This window comes from Streptomyces sp. NPDC096048, from assembly GCF_044763415.1.
Taxonomy (GTDB): Bacteria; Actinomycetota; Actinomycetes; order Streptomycetales; family Streptomycetaceae; genus Streptomyces.
On record NZ_JBIWGG010000012.1, the window covers coordinates 180,891 to 203,992 of the forward strand.

General features: G+C 71.8%; 16 protein-coding genes. 3 read left to right on the top strand and 13 right to left on the bottom strand.

Annotation, left to right across the window (positions count from 1 at the left end; all coding sequences use genetic code 11):
- Positions 1-6: 6 nt before the first annotated feature.
- On the top strand, positions 7-1,554 hold the full coding sequence (locus tag ACIQ6R_RS30780) for an MFS transporter (RefSeq protein WP_404224847.1): 1,548 nt from the start codon (positions 7-9) through the stop codon (positions 1,552-1,554).
- Positions 1,555-1,608: 54 nt separating this feature from the next.
- On the opposite strand, the gene serA is transcribed toward ACIQ6R_RS30780, so the two are convergent.
- The 6 genes from serA to ACIQ6R_RS30810 all read right to left on the bottom strand — a co-directional run bounded on the left by serA (position 1,609) and on the right by ACIQ6R_RS30810 (position 11,714).
- Positions 1,609-3,198: a phosphoglycerate dehydrogenase gene (gene serA / locus ACIQ6R_RS30785; RefSeq protein WP_404183296.1), complete on the bottom strand. Its 1,590-nt coding sequence runs from the start codon at positions 3,196-3,198 to the stop codon at positions 1,609-1,611.
- A 288-nt stretch (positions 3,199-3,486) separates the two neighbouring features.
- Positions 3,487-4,485, bottom strand: coding sequence for a ketol-acid reductoisomerase (gene ilvC / locus ACIQ6R_RS30790; protein WP_121749335.1), 999 nt, complete (start codon positions 4,483-4,485; stop codon positions 3,487-3,489).
- Between the two features lie 118 nt (positions 4,486-4,603).
- A complete protein-coding gene (ilvN, locus tag ACIQ6R_RS30795; protein WP_404183300.1) occupies positions 4,604-5,128 on the bottom strand; it encodes an acetolactate synthase small subunit in 525 nt (174 codons plus the stop codon).
- 20 nt (positions 5,129-5,148) lie between these two features.
- Positions 5,149-6,999, bottom strand: a complete 1,851-nt coding sequence (locus tag ACIQ6R_RS30800; protein WP_404224848.1) for an acetolactate synthase large subunit — start codon at positions 6,997-6,999, stop codon at positions 5,149-5,151.
- A 249-nt stretch (positions 7,000-7,248) separates the two neighbouring features.
- Positions 7,249-10,374 carry a putative bifunctional diguanylate cyclase/phosphodiesterase gene (locus ACIQ6R_RS30805; RefSeq protein ID WP_404224850.1) on the bottom strand — a complete coding sequence of 1,042 codons (3,126 nt, stop codon included), beginning with the start codon at positions 10,372-10,374 and terminating at the stop codon, positions 7,249-7,251.
- Between the two features lie 398 nt (positions 10,375-10,772).
- Positions 10,773-11,714, bottom strand: coding sequence for a 2-hydroxyacid dehydrogenase (locus ACIQ6R_RS30810; RefSeq protein ID WP_404224851.1), 942 nt, complete (start codon positions 11,712-11,714; stop codon positions 10,773-10,775).
- Positions 11,715-11,789: 75 nt separating this feature from the next.
- Between ACIQ6R_RS30810 and ACIQ6R_RS30815 the strand changes: the two genes are divergently transcribed.
- Both ACIQ6R_RS30815 and ACIQ6R_RS30820 read left to right on the top strand, forming a co-directional pair.
- Positions 11,790-12,788, top strand: coding sequence for an aldo/keto reductase (locus ACIQ6R_RS30815; protein ID WP_404183312.1), 999 nt, complete (start codon positions 11,790-11,792; stop codon positions 12,786-12,788).
- A 94-nt stretch (positions 12,789-12,882) separates the two neighbouring features.
- Positions 12,883-14,055, top strand: coding sequence for a PQQ-dependent sugar dehydrogenase (locus ACIQ6R_RS30820; RefSeq protein ID WP_404183315.1), 1,173 nt, complete (start codon positions 12,883-12,885; stop codon positions 14,053-14,055).
- A 9-nt stretch (positions 14,056-14,064) separates the two neighbouring features.
- Here ACIQ6R_RS30820 and ACIQ6R_RS30825 read toward each other — a convergent pair whose 3' ends face one another.
- The 7 genes from ACIQ6R_RS30825 to gatB all read right to left on the bottom strand — a co-directional run bounded on the left by ACIQ6R_RS30825 (position 14,065) and on the right by gatB (position 23,098).
- Positions 14,065-14,247, bottom strand: coding sequence for a DUF6191 domain-containing protein (locus tag ACIQ6R_RS30825; RefSeq protein ID WP_055421822.1), 183 nt, complete (start codon positions 14,245-14,247; stop codon positions 14,065-14,067).
- Between the two features lie 37 nt (positions 14,248-14,284).
- Entirely contained in the window at positions 14,285-17,374 is a 3,090-nt protein-coding gene (locus ACIQ6R_RS30830; RefSeq protein ID WP_404224852.1) for an AAA family ATPase, read from the bottom strand.
- Positions 17,375-17,487: 113 nt separating this feature from the next.
- Positions 17,488-17,673 (bottom strand): hypothetical protein, encoded by a 186-nt coding sequence (locus ACIQ6R_RS30835; RefSeq protein WP_404183318.1) that lies wholly within the window; start codon positions 17,671-17,673, stop codon positions 17,488-17,490.
- A 212-nt stretch (positions 17,674-17,885) separates the two neighbouring features.
- Positions 17,886-18,467, bottom strand: coding sequence for a hypothetical protein (locus tag ACIQ6R_RS30840; protein ID WP_404224854.1), 582 nt, complete (start codon positions 18,465-18,467; stop codon positions 17,886-17,888).
- Positions 18,468-18,502: 35 nt separating this feature from the next.
- A complete protein-coding gene (locus ACIQ6R_RS30845; RefSeq protein WP_404224856.1) occupies positions 18,503-19,087 on the bottom strand; it encodes a GNAT family N-acetyltransferase in 585 nt (194 codons plus the stop codon).
- Positions 19,065-21,311, bottom strand: a complete 2,247-nt coding sequence (locus tag ACIQ6R_RS30850; RefSeq protein WP_404224859.1) for an MMPL family transporter — start codon at positions 21,309-21,311, stop codon at positions 19,065-19,067. Before ACIQ6R_RS30850 ends, ACIQ6R_RS30845 begins: the two co-directional genes overlap by 23 nt.
- 272 nt (positions 21,312-21,583) lie before the next feature.
- Entirely contained in the window at positions 21,584-23,098 is a 1,515-nt protein-coding gene (gene gatB / locus ACIQ6R_RS30855) for an Asp-tRNA(Asn)/Glu-tRNA(Gln) amidotransferase subunit GatB (RefSeq protein WP_404224861.1), read from the bottom strand.
- Positions 23,099-23,102 lie beyond the last annotated feature (4 nt).

Below are 23,102 nucleotides of genomic sequence, written 5' to 3' on the forward strand. Positions count from 1 at the left end.
GCCGTCATGACAACGAACCCGCCCCGCGCCGGCCGCCGTGAGTGGACCGCGCTGACCGTGCTGATGCTTCCGCTCCTCCTGGTCTCGATGGACGTCTCCGTCCTCTACTTCGCGGTCCCGGAGATCAGCGCGGATCTGGAGCCGAGCGGCACCCAGCAGTTGTGGATCTTCGACATCTACGGCTTCGTACTGGCCGGCCTGCTGATGACGATGGGCTCGCTGGGCGACCGCATCGGCCGCCGCAAGCTGCTCCTCATCGGTGCGGCGGCCTTCGGGGCCGCCTCACTGCTCGCGGCCTACGCGCACAGCGCCGAGACCCTGATCGCGGCCCGCGCGGTCCTCGGCATCGGCGGCGCGACGCTGATGCCGACCACGATGGCGCTGGTCCGCACGATGTTCACCGACCCCGCCCAGCGGGCGAAGGCGATCGGGCTGTGGTCCGGGGTGATGACGGCCGGGATCGCGTTCGGCTCCGTGATGAGCGGTGTTCTCGTCGAGCACTTCTGGTGGGGCTCGGTCTTCCTGGTCAACCTGCCCGCCATGGCCCTGCTGCTGGTCCTCGGCCCGGCGCTGCTCCCCGAGTCGAGGAACCCCTCCCCCGGCCGCTTCGACCTGCTGAGCGTCCCGTTGTCGCTGGCGGCGGTCCTGCCGGTGATCTACGGGCTGAAGGAACTGGCCGCCGAGGGCTGGAACGTCCGGTACGTCATGTCGATCACCGTCGGCCTGCTGTTCGCCGCGCTGTTCGTGCAGCGCCAGCGCACCTCGGCCGCGCCGATGATCTCCCCGGCGCTCTTCCGCGGGCACGGCTTCACCCCGGCGCTCGTCCTCAACACCCTGTCGGCCTTCGGGATGATGGGCTCGGCGTACTTCACCACCCAGTACCTGCAGTCGGTCCTGGGCAAGAGCGCGCTGGAGGCCGCGCTGTGGAGCCTGCTGCCGTCGGTGCTCATCGGCGCCGCCGCACCGGTCGCCGCCCAGCTGGTCCAGCGGGGCGTCGAGCGCGCGTACGTGGTGACGGGCGGCTTTCTCGTCGCGGCGGCCGGCTACGGGCTGCTGGCCCTGGCCGGCACGGACTCGCTCTGGCTGGTGCTGGCCGCGTGCGGTGTCCTGGCCGCCGGCATCGTCATCGTGCTGTCCCAGCTCACCGATCTGGCCCTGAGCTCGGCCCCGGTCGAGAAGGCGGGGGCGGCCTCGTCCCTGCTGGAGACCGGCACCGAGTTCGGCGGCGCCCTGGGCATGGCCGCCCTCGGCTCCATCGGTACGGCCCTCTACCGCCACGGCATGCCGTCGAACGCGCCCGCTCCGGCCCAGGAGACGCTGGGCGGCGCGCTGGCCGTCGCCGCCGAACTGCCGGGGCGCGCGGGGGACGCCCTGGCGACGGCGGCACGGGAGGCGTTCACCGACGGAATGCGGGGCGCCGCGATCGCCGCGGCGCTGCTGCTGGTCGTGGCGGCCGGACTGGCGGCGGCCGGACTGCGGCGCGTCCGGGTGCGGGAGGACGCGCCCACGGAGAACGCCGGACAGGCTGGACATCCCAGCCCGTCCGGCGTTTGAGGACGAGCCCGTTCAGGGCGAACGGGGGTCCGGGGGCGAAGCCCCCGGGTCACGTCAGACCAGGTTCACCGAACGGGCCGACGTCGCGCCGATCTCCGCCGAGACCTCGGCCAGCACCCCGGAGGGCACCGTGTCGTCGACGGTCAGCACGGCCAGCGCCTCGCCGCCGACCGTCGCACGGGCGACCTGCATGCCGGCGATGTTGATGCCGGCCTCGCCGATGACGCGCCCGACGGTGCCGACGACGCCCGGACGGTCCTCGTAGCGCAGGACGACCATGTGGTCGGCGAGGGCGAGGTCGACGTCGTACTCGCCGACGGCGACGATCTTCTGGAGGTGCTTCGGGCCGGCCAGCGTGCCGGAGACCGACACCTCCTCGCCGTCCGAGAGGGTGCCGCGCACGGTGACGACGTTGCGGTGCTCCGGGGACTCCGAGCTGGTGGTCAGCCGGACCTCGACGCCGCGCTCCTGGGCGAACAGCGGGGCGTTGACGTAGGAGACGGTCTCGTCGACGACGTCCTCGAAGACGCCCTTGAGGGCACTCAGCTCCAGCACCTTCACGTCGTGCTGGGTGATCTCGCCGTAGACCTCGACGTCGAGGCGGACGGCGACCTCACCGGCGAGCGCGGTGAAGATGCGGCCGAGGCGCTCGGCGAGCGGCAGGCCCGGCTTGACGTCCTCGGCGATGACGCCGCCCTGGACGTTGACCGCGTCGGGGACCAGCTCACCGGCGAGGGCGAGGCGGACCGACTTGGCGACGGCGATGCCGGCCTTCTCCTGGGCCTCGTCGGTGGAGGCGCCGAGGTGCGGGGTGGCGACGACCTGGTCGAACTCGAACAGCGGCGAGTCGGTGCAGGGCTCCTTGGCGTACACGTCGAGACCGGCGCCCGCGACGCGGCCCTCCTTGAGCGCCGAGTACAGCGCCTCCTCGTCGACGATGCCGCCGCGCGCGGCGTTGACGATGCGGACGCTCGGCTTGACCTTGCGCAGCGCCTCGTCGCCGATCAGGCCGAGGGTCTCGGGGGTCTTGGGCAGGTGGACGGTGATGAAGTCGGAGACCTCGAGCAGCTCGTCGAGGGACAGCACCTTGACGCCCATCTGCGCGGCCCGCGCGGGCTGCACGTAGGGGTCGTAGGCGACGACCTTCATGCCGAAGGCCGACATGCGCTGGGCGACGAGGGCGCCGATGCGGCCGAGGCCCACCACGCCGAGGGTCTTCTCGGCCAGCTCGACGCCGGTGTACTTGCTGCGCTTCCACTCGCCGTTCTTGAGCGCGGTGTTGGCCTGCGGGATGTTGCGGGCGGTGGCGACGATCAGGCCGCAGGCCAGTTCGGCGGCGGTCACGATGTTGGAGGTCGGGGCGTTGACCACCATCACGCCGGCCTTGGTGGCGGCGGAGACGTCGACGTTGTCCAGGCCGACACCGGCGCGGGCGACGACCTTCAGCTTCTTCGCGGCGGCGATGGCCTCGGCGTCGACCTTGGTCGCGGAGCGCACCAGGATCGCGTCCACGTCGGCGATGGCGGGGAGCAGTTCGCCCCGGTCCGCGCCGTTGCACTGGCGGATCTCGAAGTCGGGGCCAAGCGCGTCCACGGTCGCGGGCGACAGCTCTTCAGCGATGAGTACGACAGGTTTCGAGCTCACGTGAGTCCTCACAAGTCCAATGCGGACGGCCGTCCCGACGGCCGCATGCGGTGGAGGTTTGCTAGCCGCGTGGAAGACGCACGACGCTGTGGGCCTGACGCGTTTGTTGTTCAGCAGTCTAGTGGCGTGACGGGGGTCGTCCTGCGCCTCCGCGGAAGGATCACCCGGAAGTGGCTGTACAGGACGGCCAACAAGGATCCGGCCCCTCCGGTGATCGAGGAGCGGGATCCGGCGCCGAGCCCCGCGACGGCGCGTGCGGCGCACGGCACCGTCGCGGGGGCGAAAGGCTTACGCCTCCTCGTCGACCCAGCTCATGAGCTTGCGCAGCTCCTTGCCGGTGGTCTCCAGCAGGTGCTCGGAGTCCTGCTGCTTGTACTCGTTGTACTTCTTCAGACCGCCGTGGTACTCGTCCATCCAGTTCTTGGCGAACGTGCCGTCCTGGATCTCGGCGAGGACCTTCTTCATCTCGGCCTTGGTGGCGTCGGTGATGATCCGCGGGCCGGTGACGTAGTCGCCCCACTCGGCGGTCTCGGAGATCGACCAGCGCATCTTCTCCAGGCCGCCCTCGTACATGAGGTCCACGATCAGCTTCAGCTCGTGCAGGCACTCGAAGTAGGCGATCTCCGGCTGGTAACCGGCCTCGGTCAGGGTCTCGAAGCCCGCCTTGACCAGCGCGGCGGTGCCACCGCACAGGACGGCCTGCTCGCCGAAGAGGTCGGTCTCGGTCTCCTCGGTGAAGGTCGTCTTGATGACGCCGGCGCGGGTGCCGCCGATGCCCTTCGCGTACGACAGGGCCAGCTCGAAGCCGCTGCCCGTGGCGTCCTGCTCGACGGCGGCGATGCAGGGAACGCCGCGGCCTTCCTCGTACTGACGGCGCACCAGGTGGCCCGGGCCCTTCGGGGCGACCATGCAGACGTCCACGCCGGCCGGCGGCTTGATGAAGCCGTAGCGGATGTTCAGGCCGTGACCGAAGAACAGGGCGTCGCCGTCCTTCAGGTTGTCCTTGATGTGCTCCTCGTAGACCTGGGCCTGGATGGGGTCCGGGACGAGGATCATGATGACGTCGGCCTCGGCGGCGGCCTCGGAGGGGCTCACCACGCGCAGGCCCTGTTCCTCGGCCTTGGCCTTGGACTTGGAGCCCTCGTGCAGACCGACGCGCACGTCGACACCCGAGTCACGGAGCGACAGCGCGTGGGCGTGGCCCTGGCTGCCGTACCCGATGACCGCGACCTTGCGGCCCTGGATGATGGACAGGTCGGCGTCGGCGTCGTAGAACAGCTCGGCCACTGGGTTCTCTCCTTGTGTGCAGGTGTTGCGTCCCACCGTATGCCGGTGAGGGGAAGGGAAGTTTCGGGGTCTCGGAATGCGGGCGGCCGGTGGTGTCCGCGGCCGCCCGTTTCCGTCGTTATGCGGACCGGTCGAGTGCGCGCAGCGAGCGGTCCGTGATCGAACGGGCGCCGCGGCCGATGGCGATGGTGCCGGACTGGACGAGTTCCTTGATGCCGAACGGTTCCAGCATCTTGAGCATGGCGGACAGCTTGTCGCTGCTGCCGGTGGCCTCGATGGTGACGGCCTCCGGGGAGACGTCGACGGTCTTGGCGCGGAACAACTGGACGATCTCGACGATCTGGGAGCGCGTCTCGTTGTCGGCGCGCACCTTCACCAGAACGAGCTCGCGCTGGACGGCCTGGGTGGGCTCCAGCTCGACGATCTTGAGCACGTTGACCAGCTTGTTGAGCTGCTTGGTGACCTGCTCCAGCGGGAACTCCTCGACGCTCACCACGATGGTGATGCGGGAGATGTCGGGGTGCTCGGTGACGCCGACGGCGAGCGAGTCGATGTTGAAGCCGCGGCGGGAGAACAGGGCGGCGATCCGGGCGAGGATGCCGGGCGTGTTCTCCACCAGGACGGAGAGCGTGTGCTTGGACATGATCTCTGGGTCTCTCTCGCTCAGTCGTCTTCGTTGTCGCCGAAGTCGGGGCGGACGTCCCGGGCGGCCATGATCTCGTCGTTGGAGGTGCCGGCGGCGACCATCGGCCAGACCATCGCGTCCTCGTGGACGATGAAGTCGACGACGACGGGCCGGTCGTTGATGGAGTTGGCCTCCTCGATGACCTTGTCGAGGTCGGCGGGGTCCTCGCAGCGGATGGCGTAGCAGCCCATGGCCTCCGACAGCTTCACGAAGTCGGGGACCCGGGTGCCGCGGGCGTCCGGGTTGACGTCCTCGGGGCCGGAGTGCAGCACCGTGTTGGAGTACCGCTGGTTGTAGAACAGGGTCTGCCACTGGCGGACCATCCCGAGGGCGCCGTTGTTGATGACGGCGACCTTGATCGGGATGTTGTTCAGGGCGCAGGTGGCGAGTTCCTGGTTGGTCATCTGGAAGCAGCCGTCGCCGTCGATCGCCCAGACGGTCTGCTCGGGCGCGCCGGCCTTGGCGCCCATGGCGGCCGGGACGGCGTAGCCCATGGTTCCGGCGCCGCCGGAGTTCAGCCAGGTGGCGGGCTGCTCGTACTTCACGAAGTGCGCGGCCCACATCTGGTGCTGGCCGACGCCCGCCGCGAAGATCGTGCCCTCGGGCGCGAGCTGCCCGATGCGCTCGATGACCTGCTGCGGGGAGAGCGAACCGTCCTCGGGCTGGTCGTAGCCGAGGGGGTAGGTGTCGCGCCAGCGGCTGAGGTCCTTCCACCAGGCGCTGTAGTCGCCGGTGTTGCCCTCGCTGTGCTCCTTCTGGACGGCCTGCACGAGGTCGGCGATGACCTCCCGGGCGTCGCCGACGATCGGCACGTCGGTGGCGCGGTTCTTGCCGATCTCGGCCGGGTCGATGTCGGCGTGGACGATCTTGGCGTACGGGGCGAAGCTGTCCAGCTTGCCGGTGACGCGGTCGTCGAAGCGGGCTCCGAGGGCGACGATCAGGTCGGCCTTCTGCAGCGCGGTGACGGCGGTGACCGCACCGTGCATGCCCGGCATTCCCACGTGCAGCGGGTGGCTGTCGGGGAACGCGCCGAGCGCCATCAGGGTGGTGGTGACGGGCGCTCCGGTGAGTTCGGCGAGGACCTTCAGCTCGGCGGTGGCCCGCGCCTTGAGGACGCCGCCGCCGACGTAGAGCACGGGGCGCTTCGCGGCGGTGAGGAGCTTGGCGGCCTCGCGGATCTGCTTGGCGTGCGGCTTGGTGACCGGGCGGTAGCCGGGCAGGTCCATGACGGGCGGCCAGGAGAACGTCGTCTTCGCCTGGAGCGCGTCCTTGGCGATGTCGACCAGGACCGGGCCCGGGCGGCCGGTGGAGGCGATGTGGAACGCCTGCGCGATCACCCGGGGGATGTCGTCGGCCTTGGTGACCAGGAAGTTGTGCTTGGTGATCGGCATGCTGATGCCGACGATGTCGGCCTCCTGGAAGGCGTCCGTGCCGATCGCCTTGGAGGCGACCTGGCCGGTGATCGCGACCATCGGCACGGAGTCCATGTGCGCGTCGGCGAGCGGCGTGACCAGGTTGGTGGCGCCGGGTCCCGAGGTCGCCATGCAGACCCCCACCTTCCCGGTGGCCTGCGCGTAGCCCTCGGCCGCGTGGCCGGCGCCCTGCTCGTGGCGGACCAGGACGTGACGCACCTTGGCCGAGTCCATCAGCGGGTCGTACGCCGGAAGGATGCACCCGCCGGGAATGCCGAATACCGTGTCGGCGCCGACCTCCTCGAGGGAGCGGATGAGGGCCTGCGCACCCGTGACGTGCTCGGGGGCGGACTGTCCTCCGGATCGGGGCCGGGGCTGCGGGTGATGGGCCCCGGTGGCCTGCTCGGTCATCGGCATTCTCTTCTCGATGCTGAGGGTTTGATGCTGAGGTTTTTGCGAGGTTTCGGGCGGTGCGTGGCTGTTGCTCAGCGGTGCTGGTGCAACAAAAAACCCCTCGTGCCATAAGGCAAGCGAGGGGAGCGCGCCGGGTGTGGGTCGCTGGGAGTCCGGATCGGCCCGGACATCACCAGCTCAGCCGACGCGCTTTCCAAGTACGAGAATTCGGGTGCGCATGGCACTGACCCTCCCCCCGGCACGCACCCACTGTCAAGTGGGTGGGACGGGAGTCTCATTATGTGAGCGCAGGGCCGTGCCACCACTCAGGACGGCCGGCAGCCCGGAGCCGACACCACCGGCGACCTGGCCGGTGGCGGCGCTGCCGACACCCGTGCCGACACCGGTGCCGACCCCCGTACCCACTGTTGGACCGCCCCCGGTGCCGACGCCTTTGGAGTACACCCCCGCGCCGCCGCCCGCGAAGGCCGGTTCGGCCGGTCCGTGCGGTACCGGGAAGTGGCCGGTTTTGAGCGCTCTGCGCAGCCGGTACTCGTCCAGCGGCCCGGAGAACGCCGTGCCCTGCCCATGCGTACAGCCCATCGCGCGCAGGGCGACGATCTGCTCGGGCAGGTCCACCCCGTCGGCCACGGACTTCAGCCCGAGGTCGGTGGCGATGCGCAGCAGACCACTGGTGATCTTGTGCAGCCGCGCGGACTCCACGATGCCCTCGATCAGGCCGCGGTCGAGCTTGAGGACGTCCACGGGGAGGCGCCGGAGCGCGGTGATCGCCGCGTAGCCGTTGCCGAAGCCGTCCAGGGCGATGCGGACGCCGACCCTTCGCAGGGCGTTCAGCCGGCGGTCCAGCTCGTCCAGGCCGACCCGTGGGTCGATGTCCGACAGCTCGATCACAAGTGAGCCGGGTGGCAGTCCGTGCCGGGTCAGCAGGGCCTCCACCGATCCCAGCGGCATGGAGCGGTCCAGCAGCCGACGGGCGCCGATGCGTATGGCCACGGCCGCCGACAGTCCGGCCGCCGCGCGTTCGGCGGCCTGCTCTACGGCCTCCTGGAGCACCCAGCGGTCCAGTTCGGCGGTCTTGTCGCCGTCCTCGGTCACGCGCAGGAACTCGGCGGGGGTGAACAGCACCCCCTGCGAGGAGCGCCAGCGCGGCTGGGCGCAGACCGACGTGATCCGGCCGTCCGTCAGGGAGACCACCGGCTGGTGCAGCAGCGCGAACTCGCCGTCGTGCAGCGCGGCCCGCAGGCGGGTGGCCAGCTCGGCCTTGCGTACGACGTCCTGCTGCATCTGCGGTCTGTACAGCTCGACGCGTCCCTTGCCGCCTGCCTTGGCGCGGTACATCGCGAGGTCGGCGTTGCGCAGCAGCTCGCCCGCACCGAGGCCCGGCTCGGCGAAGGCCACCCCGATGGAGGCGTTGACCCGGACATCGTTGCCGTCGATGAGGTAGGGCTGCGAGAGCGTCATCCTGAGACGGTCGGCGAGTTCCAGGATGTGACCCTCGCGGGCGGCCCGGTCCCGGGCGCCGTCCCCGACGATCAGGGCCGCGAACTCGTCGCCGCCCAGCCGGGAGGCGGTGTCCCCCTTGCGGACGGCCTCGTGGAGTCGGCGGGCGGCCTGCACGAGCAACGCGTCGCCGGCCTGGTGCCCGATGGTGTCGTTGACGGCCTTGAAGCCGTCGAGGTCGATGAAGAGCACCGCCGTGCCGCGCAGGGCGGCGCCGCGGTCGGAGGCGCGGCGGCCGGACAGGGCCTGCTGGACGCGCCGGGTGAACAGGGCGCGGTTGGGCAGGTCGGTCAGCGGGTCGTGTTCGGCGTTGTGCTGGAGCTGCGCCTGGAGGCGCACTCTCTCGGTCACGTCCCGGCTGTTGAAGATGAGGCCGCCGTGGTGGCGGTTGACGGTGGACTCGACGTTGAGCCAGCCGCCGTCCCCGGACCGGAAGCGGCACTCGATGCGCGTGGTCGGTTCCTCCGCCGGGCTCGCGGCGAGGAACCGGCGCACCTCGTGCACCACGCAGCCGAGGTCCTCCGGGTGGATGAGACCGGCCAGTTCGCTGCCGACGAGTTCCTCGGCGGGGCTTCCGTAGACCCCGGCGGCGGCCGGGGAGACGTAGCGGAGGATGCCGTTGGGCGCGGCGATCATGATGACGTCGCTGGAGCCCTGCACCAGGGAGCGGAAGTGGTTCTCCTTCTGGGCCAGTTCCTGGGTGAGGGTGATGTTGTCGAGCAGCATGATGCCCTGTCGCACGACCAGCGCGAGGACCACGGTGCCGCCGGTCAGCAGCACCACGCGGTCGACGCTGCGGCCGTTGAGCACGTTGTAGAGGATGCCCAGGGTGCAGACCGCGGCGGCGAGGTACGGCGTGAGCGCGGCCAGCGACCCGGCGATGGGCCGGGAGGCCGGATAGCGGCCGCGCTCACCTGCGGGCGCGGGCACCGGCGTGGGTGCGGGCCGGTGAGTGGTGCCGCGCTGCCCGGGCAGGTGCTCGCGCACCACGCGCGTGTGCCCGCCGGGCCCCTCCTCGTCCGACGGCCGCCCGCGCCGGGCCGCGGCCCAGGGGGCGTACGCGAGCAGCAGTGAGCCGGCGAACCACCCCGCGTCGAGCAACTGGCCGGAGCGGTAGCTGTGGTGCAGCAGCGGCGAGGTGAACAGGGCGTCGCAGACCACCGTCAGGGCGAGCGCGCCGATGGCGGTGTTGACCGCGGACCGGCAGACGGGCGACCGCCGGAAGTGCAGGGCGAGCACCATGCTGACGAGAGCGATGTCGAGCAGCGGGTAGGCCACCGAGAGCGCCGAGTGCGCCACGCTGGAACCGCCCTCTGCCTTCGCCGCCTGGGCGAGCGCCAGACTCCACGCCAGGGTCAGCAGCGAACCGCCGATCAGCCAGGCGTCCAGGCCCAGGCAGATCCAGCCGGCCTTCGTCACCGGCCGCTTGGCCAGCACCAGCAGCCCCACGATGGCGGGCGGCGCGAAGCACAGGAAGAACAGGTCCGCGTAGCTGGGACTGGGCACCGGCTGCCGCAGGACGACCTCGTACCACCCCCAGACCAGATTGCCCAGGGCCGCCATCGCCGAGGAGAGGGCGAACAGCAGCCAGGCCGGTCGGAACCGGACGCGGGGGCCACGGGCGTAGAGCACGCAGGAGACGGCGGCGGCGCCCGCCGCGGCGCTCAGCCCGAAGTCGCCCATGATCTTGGCGACGTGGTCCGAACCCCAGCCGAGCGCGGAACCGACGGCGTATCCCGCGCAGATCAGGGCCAGCACGAGCTGACGGACGAAGGTCGGTCCACCGGCGGCGGCCGACGGCCGGGGCAGCAGCGGTCGGGGCGGGGACTGCGTCCGCAGCGCTCCGTCCAGAGTCGGCGCGGGGGGCGGCGGACTCACCGGGACCTCCCGGTCCGCGCCGCCCCCGTGTCCCACGGGCCCCGGTGCGGCGGCCGGGCCTGCCCCTCGCTGCCGCTCCGCCGGAGCCGGTGAGGGCCGCACCGACCGTGGCGGCCGTCGTGCCGGCCCCGTCTGCGCGCGGTCGTGGTCGTGCGCCAGGGTCGCCGGCGGCGGCTTCGCCGCGTCGGGTCGTTCGTCCATAGGCCGTGCATCGCCCGTCGCCCCCCTCACAGTCTGAGATGTCCATCCCCGGCGCCGAACCGTGCGCGGCGCATCCCCTGTCGGACGATACACCAGTCTCGTCACTCAGGGACATAGGTTCTCTACGCTCCGTGACGACCAGCGGATATGCGCGTACCCGCCGCATCCGGGGAGTCGCGGAGGGTACCCGAAACGGATTACGCGCCCGTCGTCAGGATCACGTTGCGCAACGGTTCCTGGTTCACGAAACGGCTCAACTGGTCCGCCAGCAGCCGCTTGGCGCGCGGCAGAAAGGCGGAGGTCGGCCCGCCGGCGTGCGGGCTGATGACTATGCCGGGAGCATGCCACAGAGGGTGGCCCGGCGGCAGCGGTTCTGGGTCGGTCACGTCGAGGGCGGCGGTGAGGCGCCCGCTCTCCAGTTCGGCGAGCAACGCCTTCGTGTCGACGACGGGGCCGCGTGCGACGTTGACGAGCAGGGCGCCGTCCTTCATCCGGGTCAGGAAGTCCGCGTCGACCAGGCCGCGGGTGGCCTCGGTGAGCGGCGTGGAGATGACGACGACGTCCGCCTCCGGGAGCAGGGCGGGGAGTTCGGTGAGCGGATGCACCGGACCGCGCGCCGTGGTGCGGGCGGAGCGCGCGACGCGCACCACCGGCGCGACCTCGAAGGGCACGAGCCGGTCCTCGATCGCGGCGCCGATCGAGCCGTACCCGACGACGAGCACCTTCCGGTCGGCGAGCGCCGGCCGGAACCCGCCGAGCCATTCGCCCCGGTCCTGCGCCCGGACGAAGTCGGGGATGCCGCGCAGCGACGCCAGGATCAGGGCCAGGGTGAGCTCGGCGGTGCTGGCCTCGTGCACTCCGCGGGCGTTGCACAGCCGTACGCCCGCGGGCAGGTGCTTCAGCCCCGGCTCCACGTGGTCGATGCCGGCGGAGAGGGTCTGGACGACCTGGACGGAGCGCATACCGGGCAGCGGACGGATGCCGATGCCGCTGGGCTTCATGTAGGGGACGACGTAGAACGCGCAGTCGGCGGGGTCGGCCGGGAAGGCCTCCTCGCCGTTCCAGTAGCGGTAGGCGGGGCCCTCGGGGAGGCCCTCGATCTCGTCCGGCGGGATGGGCAGCCACACGTCAGGAGTCATGGTCAGGAGGCTATGTCAGGGGCGCGGAGGGCAGAGGTTAGGTTGGGTGGCCTGACGAGGGAGGGTCACGACCAGGTGGAGCGCAGGACGATCGGCGCGACGGCGCTCGCGGTGGGGGCCGTCGGACTGGGGTGCATGCCGATGAACTGGGCGTACAGCGCGTCGCGGCAGCGGGGGGAAGAGTCGGTCAGGGCGGTGCACCGGGCCCTCGACCTGGGTGTCTCCCTGCTGGACACGGCGGACATGTACGGCCCGTTCACCAACGAGCTGCTGCTGGGACGGGTGCTGAAGGAGCGGCGGTCCGACGCCTTCGTGTCGACCAAGGTCGGCCTGCTGGTGGGTGATCAGCACATCGTGGCCAACGGCCGCCCCGGCTATGTGAGGCGTGCCTGCGACGCCTCACTGCGCCGGCTGCAGACGGACGTCATCGACCTCTACCAACTGCACCGTGCCGATCCCGAGATACCCGTCGAGGAGACCTGGGGCGCGATGGCGGAGCTGGTCCGGGCCGGCAAGGTACGGGCCCTCGGACTCTGCGCGGTCGGCGCGCGGTCGGCCCGGCGTCCGGGGGCCCGGTTGCACGACGCGACGATCCGGCAGCTGGAGCGGGTGCAGCAGGTCTTCCCCGTGAGCGCGGTCGAGGCCGAGCTGTCGGTGTGGTCGCCGGAGGCGCTGCGGACGCTGCTGCCGTGGTGCGTGACGCGCGGCGTCGGTTTCCTCGCCGCGATGCCGCTCGGCAACGGCTTCCTGACCGGCACGCTGACCCCCGGGCAGGGCTTCGAGCCGGAGGACCTGCGCGCCCGGCACCCCCGCTTCACCGCCGAGATGATGGCGGCCAACCAGCCGATCGTGGCCGGCCTGCGCCGGATCGCGGCCCGGCACGGCGACGGGGTCACACCGGCGCAGGTGGCGCTGGCCTGGGTGCTGGCGCAGGGCAGGCACGTGGTGCCGGTGCCCGGCACCAAGCAGGAACGCTGGGTGACCGAGAACGCCGGGGCGGCACGGCTGCGGCTGACCGAGCGGGATCTGGCGGAGGTGCGTGAGCTGCCCGCGGCGCAGGGGTCGTGGGAGTGACGCGCGCGCGATGGCCGGGTTCGGGATTCGGCGATCGGGAACTCGGAGGGCGCGTGCGGTGTATGACAAGGAGAACCGCCGCGTCGAAGGGACCATGATCGTGCAACGTCGAGCCGTGACGGCCGTGTTGGCCACCGCCGCCCTGCTGCTGACGGCGGGCTGCTCCTCCGGCGACGGGGACCCGTCGGGCGCGGACGCGAGCGCCTCCCCGAGCAGTACGGCGGCGCAGTCGTCGCCCCCGGGCTCGGCGGCCGCCGAGGAGGCGCCGCCCGCGAAGGGTTCCGTGAAGGTGGTCCGTACCGTCACCACGGGGCTGGAGAGCCCCTGGGGTCTGGCTCCGCTGCCGGGCGGTGGGCTGCTGGTCTCCTCCCGTGACGAGGCCACGGTCACGCGGGTCGACGAGAAGACGGGCGAGAAGACCGAGCTGGGTGAGGTGCCCGGGGTGGCTCCGTCCGGCGAGGGCGGCCTCCTCGGCATCGCCCTCTCCCCCGACTACGCCTCGGACCGGATGATCTACGCGTACTTCACCTCGGCCTCCGACAACCGCATCGTCCGCATGCGGTACGACGAGAAGAAGCCGTCCGGTGAGCAGCTGGGCGCGCCGGACACGGTGTTCCGCGGCATCCCCAAGGGGGTCGTCCACAACGGCGGCCGGATCGCCTTCGGCCCCGACAAGATGCTCTACGCGGGCACGGGCGAGAGCGGTGACACGGGGCTGTCCCAGGACAAGGAGTCCCTCGGCGGCAAGATCCTGCGCATGACGCCGGACGGCGACCCGGCGCCCGGCAACCCCTTCCCCGACTCCGTGGTGTACTCGTACGGCCACCGGAACGTGCAGGGGCTGGCCTGGGACGACGAGCAGCGGCTGTTCGCCTCGGAGTTCGGTCAGGACACCTGGGACGAGCTGAACGCGATCAAGCCGGGCGACAACTACGGCTGGCCCGAGGCCGAGGGCAGGAGCGGCGGCTCCGGGTTCCACGATCCGCTCGCCCAGTGGAGCACCGACGAGGCGTCCCCGAGCGGCATCGCCTTCGCCGAGGGTTCGGTGTGGATGGCGGGCCTGCGCGGTGAGCGTCTGTGGCGGGTCCCGCTGAAGGGCACGGAGACCGCGGCCGATCCGCAGGCGTTCCTGGAGGGCGAGTACGGGCGGCTGCGCACGGTGGCCTCGGCGGGCGGCGACAAGCTGTGGCTCATGACCAGCAACACGGACGGCCGGGGCGACGCGAAGGAGGGCGACGACCGGATCCTGGAGCTGCGGGTGACGTAGCCGGCGCCGTCACTCCTCCGCCGCCTCCGCGGGGCGCGGCAGGTGGACGACGACCTTGCCCGAGGTGAGGTCTATCGGGCCGTGGCCGGGATCGCCGTCGCCGACGTCCTCGCGGGTCAGTTCCAGACGGTTCTGCTCGTCGCGGGTGTGTTTGCGGCCGGGGGAGAACAGTTCCTCGAATGCGTTGAACACGGAGCCTCCGTCGGTCGGCGTCTCTCCAGCCTAAGCCTCACTCCGCGGAACGGGACGTGAGCCGTCCGGCCGGGAACAGCGCCAGCCGGTGGGCCACCGCCGCCGCCTCGCCCCGGCCGGAGACTCCGAGCTTGGCCAGGATGTTGGAGACGTGGACGCTGGCCGTCTTCGGGGAGATGAAGAGTTCCTCCGCTATCTGGCGGTTGGTGCGGCCGTCGGAGACCAGGCGCAGCACGTCGCGTTCCCGGCTGGTGAGGCCCAGGGCCTCGGCCGGGTCGGCGGGGGCGGCGCCGGCTCCGGGGGTGCGGCCGAGGGGAAGGCGGGCTCGCTGGGCGAGCAGGCCGACCGCGTCGGCCAGCGGGCGGGCGCCGAGGTGGTCGGCGACCGTGCGGGCCAGGCGGAGCAGTTCCGTGGCGCGGGCGCGCTCGTCCTCGCCGCCGGTCTCCAGCAGGGCGCCGGCCAGCCGGTGCCGGACGCGGGCGAGTTCGTAGGGCCGCTCCAGGCACTCGAAGGCGGTGACCGCCTCCGACCAGGCCTCGGGGGTGTCGCGGCCCTCGGCCCGGTGGAGTTCGGCGCGGACCCACTTCTCGTGGGCGATCCAGACCGGTGCGCCCGTGGTGAGGGACTTGGCGGTCTCGGTGAGCCGATCGAGGATCTCGGCGCGGCCCTCCTCAGCGGCCGGCAGCGCGCGGGCGTCGGCCTCGGCCTCGGCCGCGAACAGCAGCAGGGGCCAGCCGTAGCGCTGGGTGCCGGGTGGGAAGCCGTCGTCCAGGGCCCGGCCGAGTTCGGCGCGCGCGTCGAGGATGCGCCCCTCGGCGGCGGCGAGGGCGACCGTGAGGGCGGCCAGCGGCAGCCGGTACTGCGGCATGGTGTCGTGGGTGCCGTAGGCGGCGCGGGCCTCGGCGATCCGGGCGGCGGCCTCCGCCGTTTCGCCTCGGGCGAGGGCCACGGTGGCTCGCCTCAGGGCGGCTCCGGCGCGTGGTGCGGCGCTGCGGCCCGGGGCGCCGGACAGCACCGCGGCCTCGACCGCCTCGTCCCAGCGGCCCAGCGAGATGGACGACTCGGCGAGATTGCCCCACACGTAGGCCTCGGACTCCAGCAGGCCCATGCGCCGGGTGAGTTCCACCCCTTCGCGCAGGATGCCGAGCGCCTCCTCGGAGCGGCCGACGCTCTCCAGCACGGAGGGCAGGTTGACGTGGCTGCGGGCCACCGCGGCGGCCCGTCCCTGCGCCACCACCAGGTCTCTCACCTGGTACATCTCCGCGAGCCCTGCCTCGATGTGCCCCGCGTCGACCATCAGGCCGCCCAGGGTGAGCCGGGCGTTGAGCTCGATGTCGTCGGCGCCGACCATGCGCGCGTACTCGACGGCCCGCTCGGCGGCGGTCACCGCGTCGGGGCCGGGGTTGTGGAGCATCGACCAGTTGGCGGCCATGGACAGCACCTCGGCGTGCACCTCGGAGGGCGGCAGGCCGCGGACCAGCTCCTGGGCGATGCCGAGCTCCCGCCAGCCGTCGCCGCGGCCCTGTGCCTGGACCAGCAGCGAACGCTGCGTCCAGAACCAGGCGGCGCGCTGCGGGTCCCGGCCGCTCGCGTTCGCCCCGGCGCCCGCCTCCTGCTCGTCCTCCAGCAGGCGCAGCGCCCGCTTGGTGATCTTCATGGCGCGCTCGCGCTCCCCGCACAGCCGCCCGGCGACGGCGGCCTCGGCCATCAGGTCCAGGTAGCGCAGGGGCTTGGTGGCGGGGTCGCAGCCGCAGGGAGGGTAGACCTCGGTGTAGTCGACGGGGCGCAGGGTGGCGCGTACCTCGTCGGGGGCGGCGTCCCACAGCTCCATCGCACGCTCCAGCAGCCGGAGCTGCTCGGAGTAGGCGTGCCGGCGGCGGGCCTCGACCGAGGCGTCCAGTACGGCGGGCAGGGCCTTGGCGGGGTCGTGGGCGTGGTACCAGTAGCTGGCCAGGCGCATCACCCGCTCGGCGGCGGGCACCAGCGTCGGATCGGCGTCGAGGGCTTCGGCGTATCGGCGGTTGAGGCGGGAGCGCTCGCCGGGGAGCAGGTCGTCGGCGACGGCCTCGCGGACCAGGGAGTGACGGAAGCGGTAGCCGTCGCCGTCGGGCGCGGGGAGCAGGATGTTGGCGTTCACGGCGGCCCGCAGTGCCTCGATGAGGTCGTCCTCGGCGAGCCGGGCGACGGCGGCGAGCAGTCGGTACTCGACGGTGGAGCCGCCCTCGGCGACGATCCGGGCGATCCGCTGCGCGCTCTCGGACAGGGCTTCGACGCGGACCAGGAGCAGGTCGCGCAGGGAGTCGGTGAGGCCGGTGCGGCAGCCCTCGTGGGCGGCGACGGCGAGTTCCTCGACGAAGAAGGCGTTGCCGTCGGAGCGTTCGAAGATCTCGTCGACCCGGAGCGGGTCGGGTTCGCGGGCGAGGATGCCGGCGATCTGGCGGCCCACCTCGTCGCGGGTGAAGCGGCCGAGTTCGAGGCGGCGGACGGTGCGCAGCCGGTCGAGTTCGGCGAGCAGGGGGCGCAGCGGATGGCGGCGGTGGATGTCGTCGGACCGGTAGGTGGCCAGGACGACGAGGCGGCCGGTGCGCAGGGTGCGGACGAGGTAGGCGATCAGGTGGCGGGTGGAGGCGTCGGCCCAGTGCAGGTCCTCCAGGACGAGGACGACGGTGTGCCGGACGGCGACGCGTTCCAGCAGGCGGGCGGTGAGTTCGAAGAGGCGGGCCATGCTCTCCTCGTCGTGACGGCCGCTGCCGCCGCCCGGGGTGCCCTCGCCCAGTTCGGGCAGCAGCCGGGCCAGTTCCTCCTCCTGGCCGGAGGCGGCGGCGGCCAACTCGCCGGGCAGTTGGCGGCGCAGGGCGCGCAGCGCCGTGGAGAAGGGCGCGAAGGGCAGGCCGTCGGCGCCTATCTCGACGCAGCCGCCCAGCGCGACGACGGCGTCCTGCCCGCGTGCGGCGGTGGCGAACTCCTCGACGAGGCGGGTCTTGCCGACTCCTGCCTCGCCGCCGAGCAGCAGCGCCTGCGGCTCGGCGGCGTCGGCGCGCACGAGCGCGTCCTGCAACGTGTCCAGTTCGCCGGCACGGCCGACGAACACGGGACTGACGGACCTGGTCTCCACGGAAGCGAGCATCGCACGCGGGTCGGACAGTGGGGCATCGGTTTTCGCGAGGGGGCCGGCGGTCGCGACGGCGGCGGGGAGGGCGGCCGCACGGCCGCCCTCCCCGGTCCCCCCGCTCACTCCGTTCACGCGGCCCGGGTGAACCGGTGCCGGCGGAAGCGGAAGCTATGGCTCTCCGCCTCGGTGGTGTTCCTGGCCGCGTCCCGGCGGGCGGCGCGACGGGCGCGGACGGCCTCGCGGGCCAGCCGGGCCTGATCGGCGCGGCGGATCAGTTCGGCGGAACGGGTCTGCTGGATCTCGTACTCGAACATGGTGTCCCTCGTGTCCCTCGGTGAGAGCCGGTTCCGGCCTCGGTTTCGGTTTCGCTCGCTTGCGATGCCTCAACCTTCGTCTCCCAGGGGGGTGCGCCACATCGGGTAAGTTCCGCATCTTCGGCGGGGGATGGGGCCTTAGACATGCGTGAGGGGTCTTAGGGCGTGCGCCGTGGGCGCGCTGATTCCCTAAGACCCCTCAGAGGGCTTGGTCAGCCGGTGGACGGCAGCCCGAGCAGGACGTCCGTGTACTTCAGGACGGCGAGGAGCAGACCGATGACGCCGAGGGCGACGCCCGCCCAGGCGACCGACTTGATCCACGGGGCCTGCGGGCGGCCGGGAGCGCCGAACGCGGGACGGGCCAGGACCACGACGCCGACGATCAGCGCGACCAGGGCGAACAGTCCGCCCCACAGCGCGGTGGCGTGCCAGGCGTCGCCGTAGCCCTTCTCGATCAGCATGCCGACGTCGGAGGACGAGGACGTCTCCAGCTGGCCGATCAGCGACTCGCGGGCGGAGGCCACGGTGCCGACCCAGCTGCCGGTCAGCGAGACGATGCCGAGCCCGGCGGAGACGACGGCGCCCGCGCCCTGGCCGACGCCGGTGGGGCCCTCGTTCCCGGTGGAGGCGGAGTCGGCGTGGTCCGCCGCCTCGGCGTCCGTCGTGGCGTCGTCCGTCGTGGCGTCCGCTCCGTCCGGGGTCTCGGCCTCGGCGGTCACGGGAGCCTCCGTCGCCTCGTCCGTCTTGTGCAGGTCGGTCTTCACGCCGGTCTCGTCCACTGTCTTCGTTCCCATGTCTCGCACCGTACGGACGCTGTCTGAGAGGTCCCTTAATGATCCTTGTGAGCGGCACGCGCGCGTGCCTCACGTGCCGCACGCCACTCGGGCGCGAGCACCGCCCACACCTCCGTGTCCTGACGGACACCCCGGTAGGGAAAGGTCTCGCGAAGCACGCCCTCACGCATCATGCCGAGTCGCCGGGCGGCGTTGACACTCGGGGTGTTGGCGGAGGACGCGCGCCACTCCACGCGGTGCATGCCGCGCTCGTCGAAAGCCCAGTCGATCAGGACCCGGGCGCCGCGTGCGACGAGGCCGCGCCCCGTGCCGGCGGGCTCCAGCCAGCAGCCGATCTCGCAGACGCCGGTGGCCGCGTCGAAGACCCGGAAGAGCAGGCCGCCGACGAGCTTGCCGTCCAGCCACAACCCGTGCAGGAAGCCGCTGTCGGCGGCGCGCCGGTCGGCGTAGGACTGGATCAGCTGCCGCGCGGAGTCGGTGTCGGTGGCCTTCGTCCCGAAGGGGATGTGCTGTGTGATGAAGTCCCTGCCCCGGTCCAGGTGGGCCAGGAACTCCTCGGCGTGCCACGTCTCCAGGGGGCGCAGTTCGGCTCCGTCGTCACCCAGTGATATCGCGTACATCCCGCTGCCGCTCCTCCTCCGCAAGGACGTCCGCCACCTCGGCGTCCGTCGCCGCGGCCAGCCTCTCATGGGCGGCGCGGCACTCGGGAGGCTCGATGCTGATGCGCGGCAGGAGCTTGTCCAGCCGGCGCGGCAGCCACCAGTTGGCGCTGCCGAGCATGTGCATCAGGGCGGGCACCAGAAGGGTACGCAGGACGAAGGCGTCCAGGGCGACGGCGGCGGCGAGCGCGATGCCGAACATGGCGATCACGCGGTCGCCGCTGAGGACGAAGGCGAGGAAGACCGAGATCATGATGACCGCGGCGGAGTTGATCACCCGGCTGGTCTCGGCCAGGCCGACGCGCACGGCCCGGCGGTTGTCGCCGGTCTCCAGCCACTCCTCGTACATCCGGCTGACCAGGAAGACCTGGTAGTCCATGGAGAGTCCGAAGAGGACCGACACCATGATCACGGGCAGGAAGGGTTCGATCGGGCCGGCGCTGCCGAGGCCGAGCAGTTCGCTCCCCCAGCCCCACTGGAAGATCGCCACGACGATGCCGAACGAGGCGGCCACGGCCGCGACGTTCATCGCGGCCGCTTTGAGGGGGATGCCGACGGAGCGGAAGGCCAGCAGGAGCAGCAGGCAGCCCAGGCTGATGACGACGCCGACGAAGAGGGGCAGCTTGCCGACGATGACGTCGGCGAAGTCGTCGTGGCCGGCCGTGACGCCGCCGACGTGCACGTCGAGCGCGGTGCCGGCCTCGGCACGCGGCAGCACCTCGGAACGCAGCCGCTCGACGAGGTCGCTGGTGGTCCGGGACTGCGGGGCCGACTCGGGTACGACGGCGAGGTACGCGGTGTCGCCACCGGAGTTGTACGTCACCGGTGTCACCGAGGAGACGCCCTCGGTGGTGCGCAGGGAGGCGCCGAGGTTGTCCAGGGCGAGCCGGTCCTCGGCACCGCCGACCTCGGTGACCAGGGTGAGGGGGCCGTTCACGCCGGGTCCGAAGCCCTCGGCGAGGAGGTCGTAGGCCTGACGGGTGGTGCTGCCCTTGGGGTCGTTGCCCTGGTCCGAGGTGCCGAGGCGCAGTCCGAGGGTGGGCAGCGCGAGGACGGTGACGACGACGAGGGCGACGGCGCCCAGCAGCTTGGGGTGACGCTCCACGAACGCCGACCAGCGGGCGGCGAACCCGGTGGGCAGCTCGGGTTCGGGCCCGTGCTCCGCGAGCCGGCGCCGCTCGCGCCGGCTCAGGGCGCGCGGGCCGATGTACGACAGCAGGGCGGGCAGCAGGGTCACGGACGCCGCGACGGTGAGGACGACGGTCAGCGAGGCGGCGATGGCGACGCCGTTGAGGAAGCTCAGCCGGAGGATCAGCATGCCCAGCAGGGCGATGCAAACGGTGGCACCCGCGAAGACGACCGCGCGTCCCGTGGTCGCGACGGCGTTCTCGGCGGCCTCGGCGACGGTGAGCCCCCGTTTCAGGCCGCGCCGGTGCCTGGTGACGATGAACAGCGCGTAGTCGATGCCGACGCCGAGTCCGATGAGGGTGCCCAGCATGGGCGCGAAGTCGGCGACGGTCATGGCGTGGCCGAGCAGGGTGATACCGGCATAGGCGGTGCCGACGGAGACCAGTGCGGTGGCGATGGGCAGCACGGCGGCGGCGAGGGAGCCGAAGGCGAGGAAGAGGACGACCGCGGCCACGGCCACGCCGAGCGCCTCGGCCAGATGACCTTCCGGCGCCTCGGTGAGCGCGACGGCGCCGCCGCCCAGTTCGACCTGGAGCCCGTCGGTCCCGGCCGCCTTGGCGGTGTCGACCACGGCCCGCGCCTCGGCGGCGTCGATGTCCTGGGAGGCCTCCTCGAAGGTGACCGAGGCGTACGCGGTGTGGGCGTTCTCGCTGATCATGGGCGAGTCGGGGTCGTCGTACGGGTTGGTCACCGAGGCCACCCCGGGCAGGTCCGCGATGCGGTCCAGGGTGCGGGTCATGGTCTGTTCGACGTCGGTGGCGCGGACGGTGTCGGCCGTCGTGTGCCAGACGATCGTGTCGCTGTCGCCGCCGAGGCCGGGGAAGCCGGAGGCGAGCAGCCGGGAGGCACGGTCGGAGTCGGTGCCGGGGACTCCGTAGTCGTTGGAGTACGCGGAGCCGGTGACCACGGCGGCCGTGGCGACCCCGCCGAAGGCGAGGAGCCAGAGCAGGACGGCGACGAGGCGGCGTTGGACACACCAGCGTGCGAGGGCTGCCACGAACGTGCTCCCGAGTGTCTGTTTGTGGATCTTTGTCCGGGAACAGTTGTTCATGAACTGAACGGCCCGCAAAGAACGCATGAGTGATGCGGAGCCACTCTTTCAGCCAGAATTGATCGTTTGCGGATTTAGTGGGCTTATTCACAGAGGCGAAGGCGATGCGCAGGACGATCGGATGAACGCGTTGTTCCCTACGGGTGATTCGTAGCCGAACGCCTGAGGGGTCGCACCCGACCGGGTGCGACCCCTCAGAACAAGCGATGCCGGGTGGCTCAGCCCTCGCTGACGCCCAGCCTCTCCAGGATCAGCTCCTTGACGCGGGCCGCGTCCGCCTGGCCCCGGGTCGCCTTCATGACCGCGCCGACCAGGGCGCCGACCGCGGCCACCTTGCCGCCGCGGATCTTGTCCACGACGCCCTGGTTGCCGGCGATGGCCTCGTCGACGGCGGTGGTCAGCGCCCCCTCGTCGGAGACGACCTTCAGGCCGCGCTTGTCGACGACCTCGTCCGGCGTGCCCTCACCGGCGAGGACGCCCAGGATGACCTGACGGGCCAGCTTGTCGTTCAGGTCGCCCTTCGTGACCAGCTCGGCGACCCGCGCGACCTGCTCCGGCGTGATCGCCAGCTCGTCGAGCGCCTTGCCCGACTCGTTGGCGCTGCGGGCCAGCTCGCCCATCCACCACTTGCGGGCGGAGGCCGCGTCGGCACCGGCGTCGATCGTGGCCACGATCGGGTCCAGCGCGCCGGCGTTGAGGATCGACTGCATGTCGTTGCCGGAGATGCCCCACTCCTCGCGGAGCCGGTTGCGGCGCACCAGCGGCAGCTCGGGCAGGGCGGACCGGATCTCCTCGACCCACTCGCGCGAGGGGGCGACCGGCACCAGGTCGGGCTCCGGGAAGTACCGGTAGTCCTCGGCCTCCTCCTTCACGCGTCCCGAGGTCGTGGACCCCGTGTCCTCGTGGAAGTGGCGGGTCTCCTGGATGATCGTGCCGCCGTCGTTCAGCACGGCGGCGTGCCGCTGGATCTCGAAGCGGGCGGCGCGCTCCACGGAGCGCAGCGAGTTGACGTTCTTGGTCTCGCTGCGGGTGCCGAACTTCTCCCGGCCGTGCGGGCGCAGCGACAGGTTCACGTCGCAGCGCATCTGCCCCATCTCCATGCGGGCCTCGGACACGCCGAGGGCACGGATGAGTTCGCGCAGTTCACGGACGTAGGCCCGCGCGACCTCGGGGGCCCGCTCGCCCGCTCCCTCGATCGGCTTGGTGACGATCTCGATGAGCGGGATGCCGGCGCGGTTGTAGTCGAGGAGGGAGTGCGAGGCACCGTGGATACGGCCCGTGGCGCCACCGACGTGCAGCGACTTGCCGGTGTCCTCCTCCATGTGGGCGCGCTCGATCTGGACGCGGAAGGTCTCCCCGTCCTCCAGCTGCACGTCGAGGTAGCCGTCGAAGGCGATCGGCTCGTCGTACTGGGAGGTCTGGAAGTTCTTCGGCATGTCCGGATAGAAGTAGTTCTTCCGGGCGAAGCGGCACCACTCGGCGATCTCGCAGTTCAGCGCGAGACCGATCCTGATCGCCGACTCGACGCCGGTCGCGTTGACGACCGGGAGCGCGCCGGGCATGCCGAGGCAGACGGGGCAGGTCTGGGTGTTGGGGTCGGCGCCCAGTGCGGTCGAACAGCCGCAGAACATCTTGGTCCGGGTGCCGAGTTCGACATGGACCTCGAGGCCCATGACGGGGTCGTACGACGCCAGCGCGTCCTCGTACGACACCAGGTCGGTCGTGGTGGTCACGGTG

Bases quoted from the DNA above. Each gene is read 5' to 3' on its own strand.
- ACIQ6R_RS30820 (WP_404183315.1), top strand. From the start codon at position 12,883: ATGATCGTGCAACGTCGAGCCGTGACGGCCGTGTTGGCCACCGCCGCC.
- ACIQ6R_RS30835 (WP_404183318.1), bottom strand. From the start codon at position 17,673: ATGTTCGAGTACGAGATCCAGCAGACCCGTTCCGCCGAACTGATCCGC.
- ACIQ6R_RS30840 (WP_404224854.1), bottom strand. From the start codon at position 18,467: ATGGGAACGAAGACAGTGGACGAGACCGGCGTGAAGACCGACCTGCAC.
- ACIQ6R_RS30780 (WP_404224847.1), top strand. From the start codon at position 7: ATGACAACGAACCCGCCCCGCGCCGGCCGCCGTGAGTGGACCGCGCTG.
- ACIQ6R_RS30800 (WP_404224848.1), bottom strand. From the start codon at position 6,999: ATGCCGATGACCGAGCAGGCCACCGGGGCCCATCACCCGCAGCCCCGG.
- ilvN (WP_404183300.1), bottom strand. From the start codon at position 5,128: ATGTCCAAGCACACGCTCTCCGTCCTGGTGGAGAACACGCCCGGCATC.
- ACIQ6R_RS30810 (WP_404224851.1), bottom strand. From the start codon at position 11,714: ATGACTCCTGACGTGTGGCTGCCCATCCCGCCGGACGAGATCGAGGGC.
- ACIQ6R_RS30845 (WP_404224856.1), bottom strand. From the start codon at position 19,087: ATGTACGCGATATCACTGGGTGACGACGGAGCCGAACTGCGCCCCCTG.
- ACIQ6R_RS30830 (WP_404224852.1), bottom strand. From the start codon at position 17,374: ATGCTCGCTTCCGTGGAGACCAGGTCCGTCAGTCCCGTGTTCGTCGGC.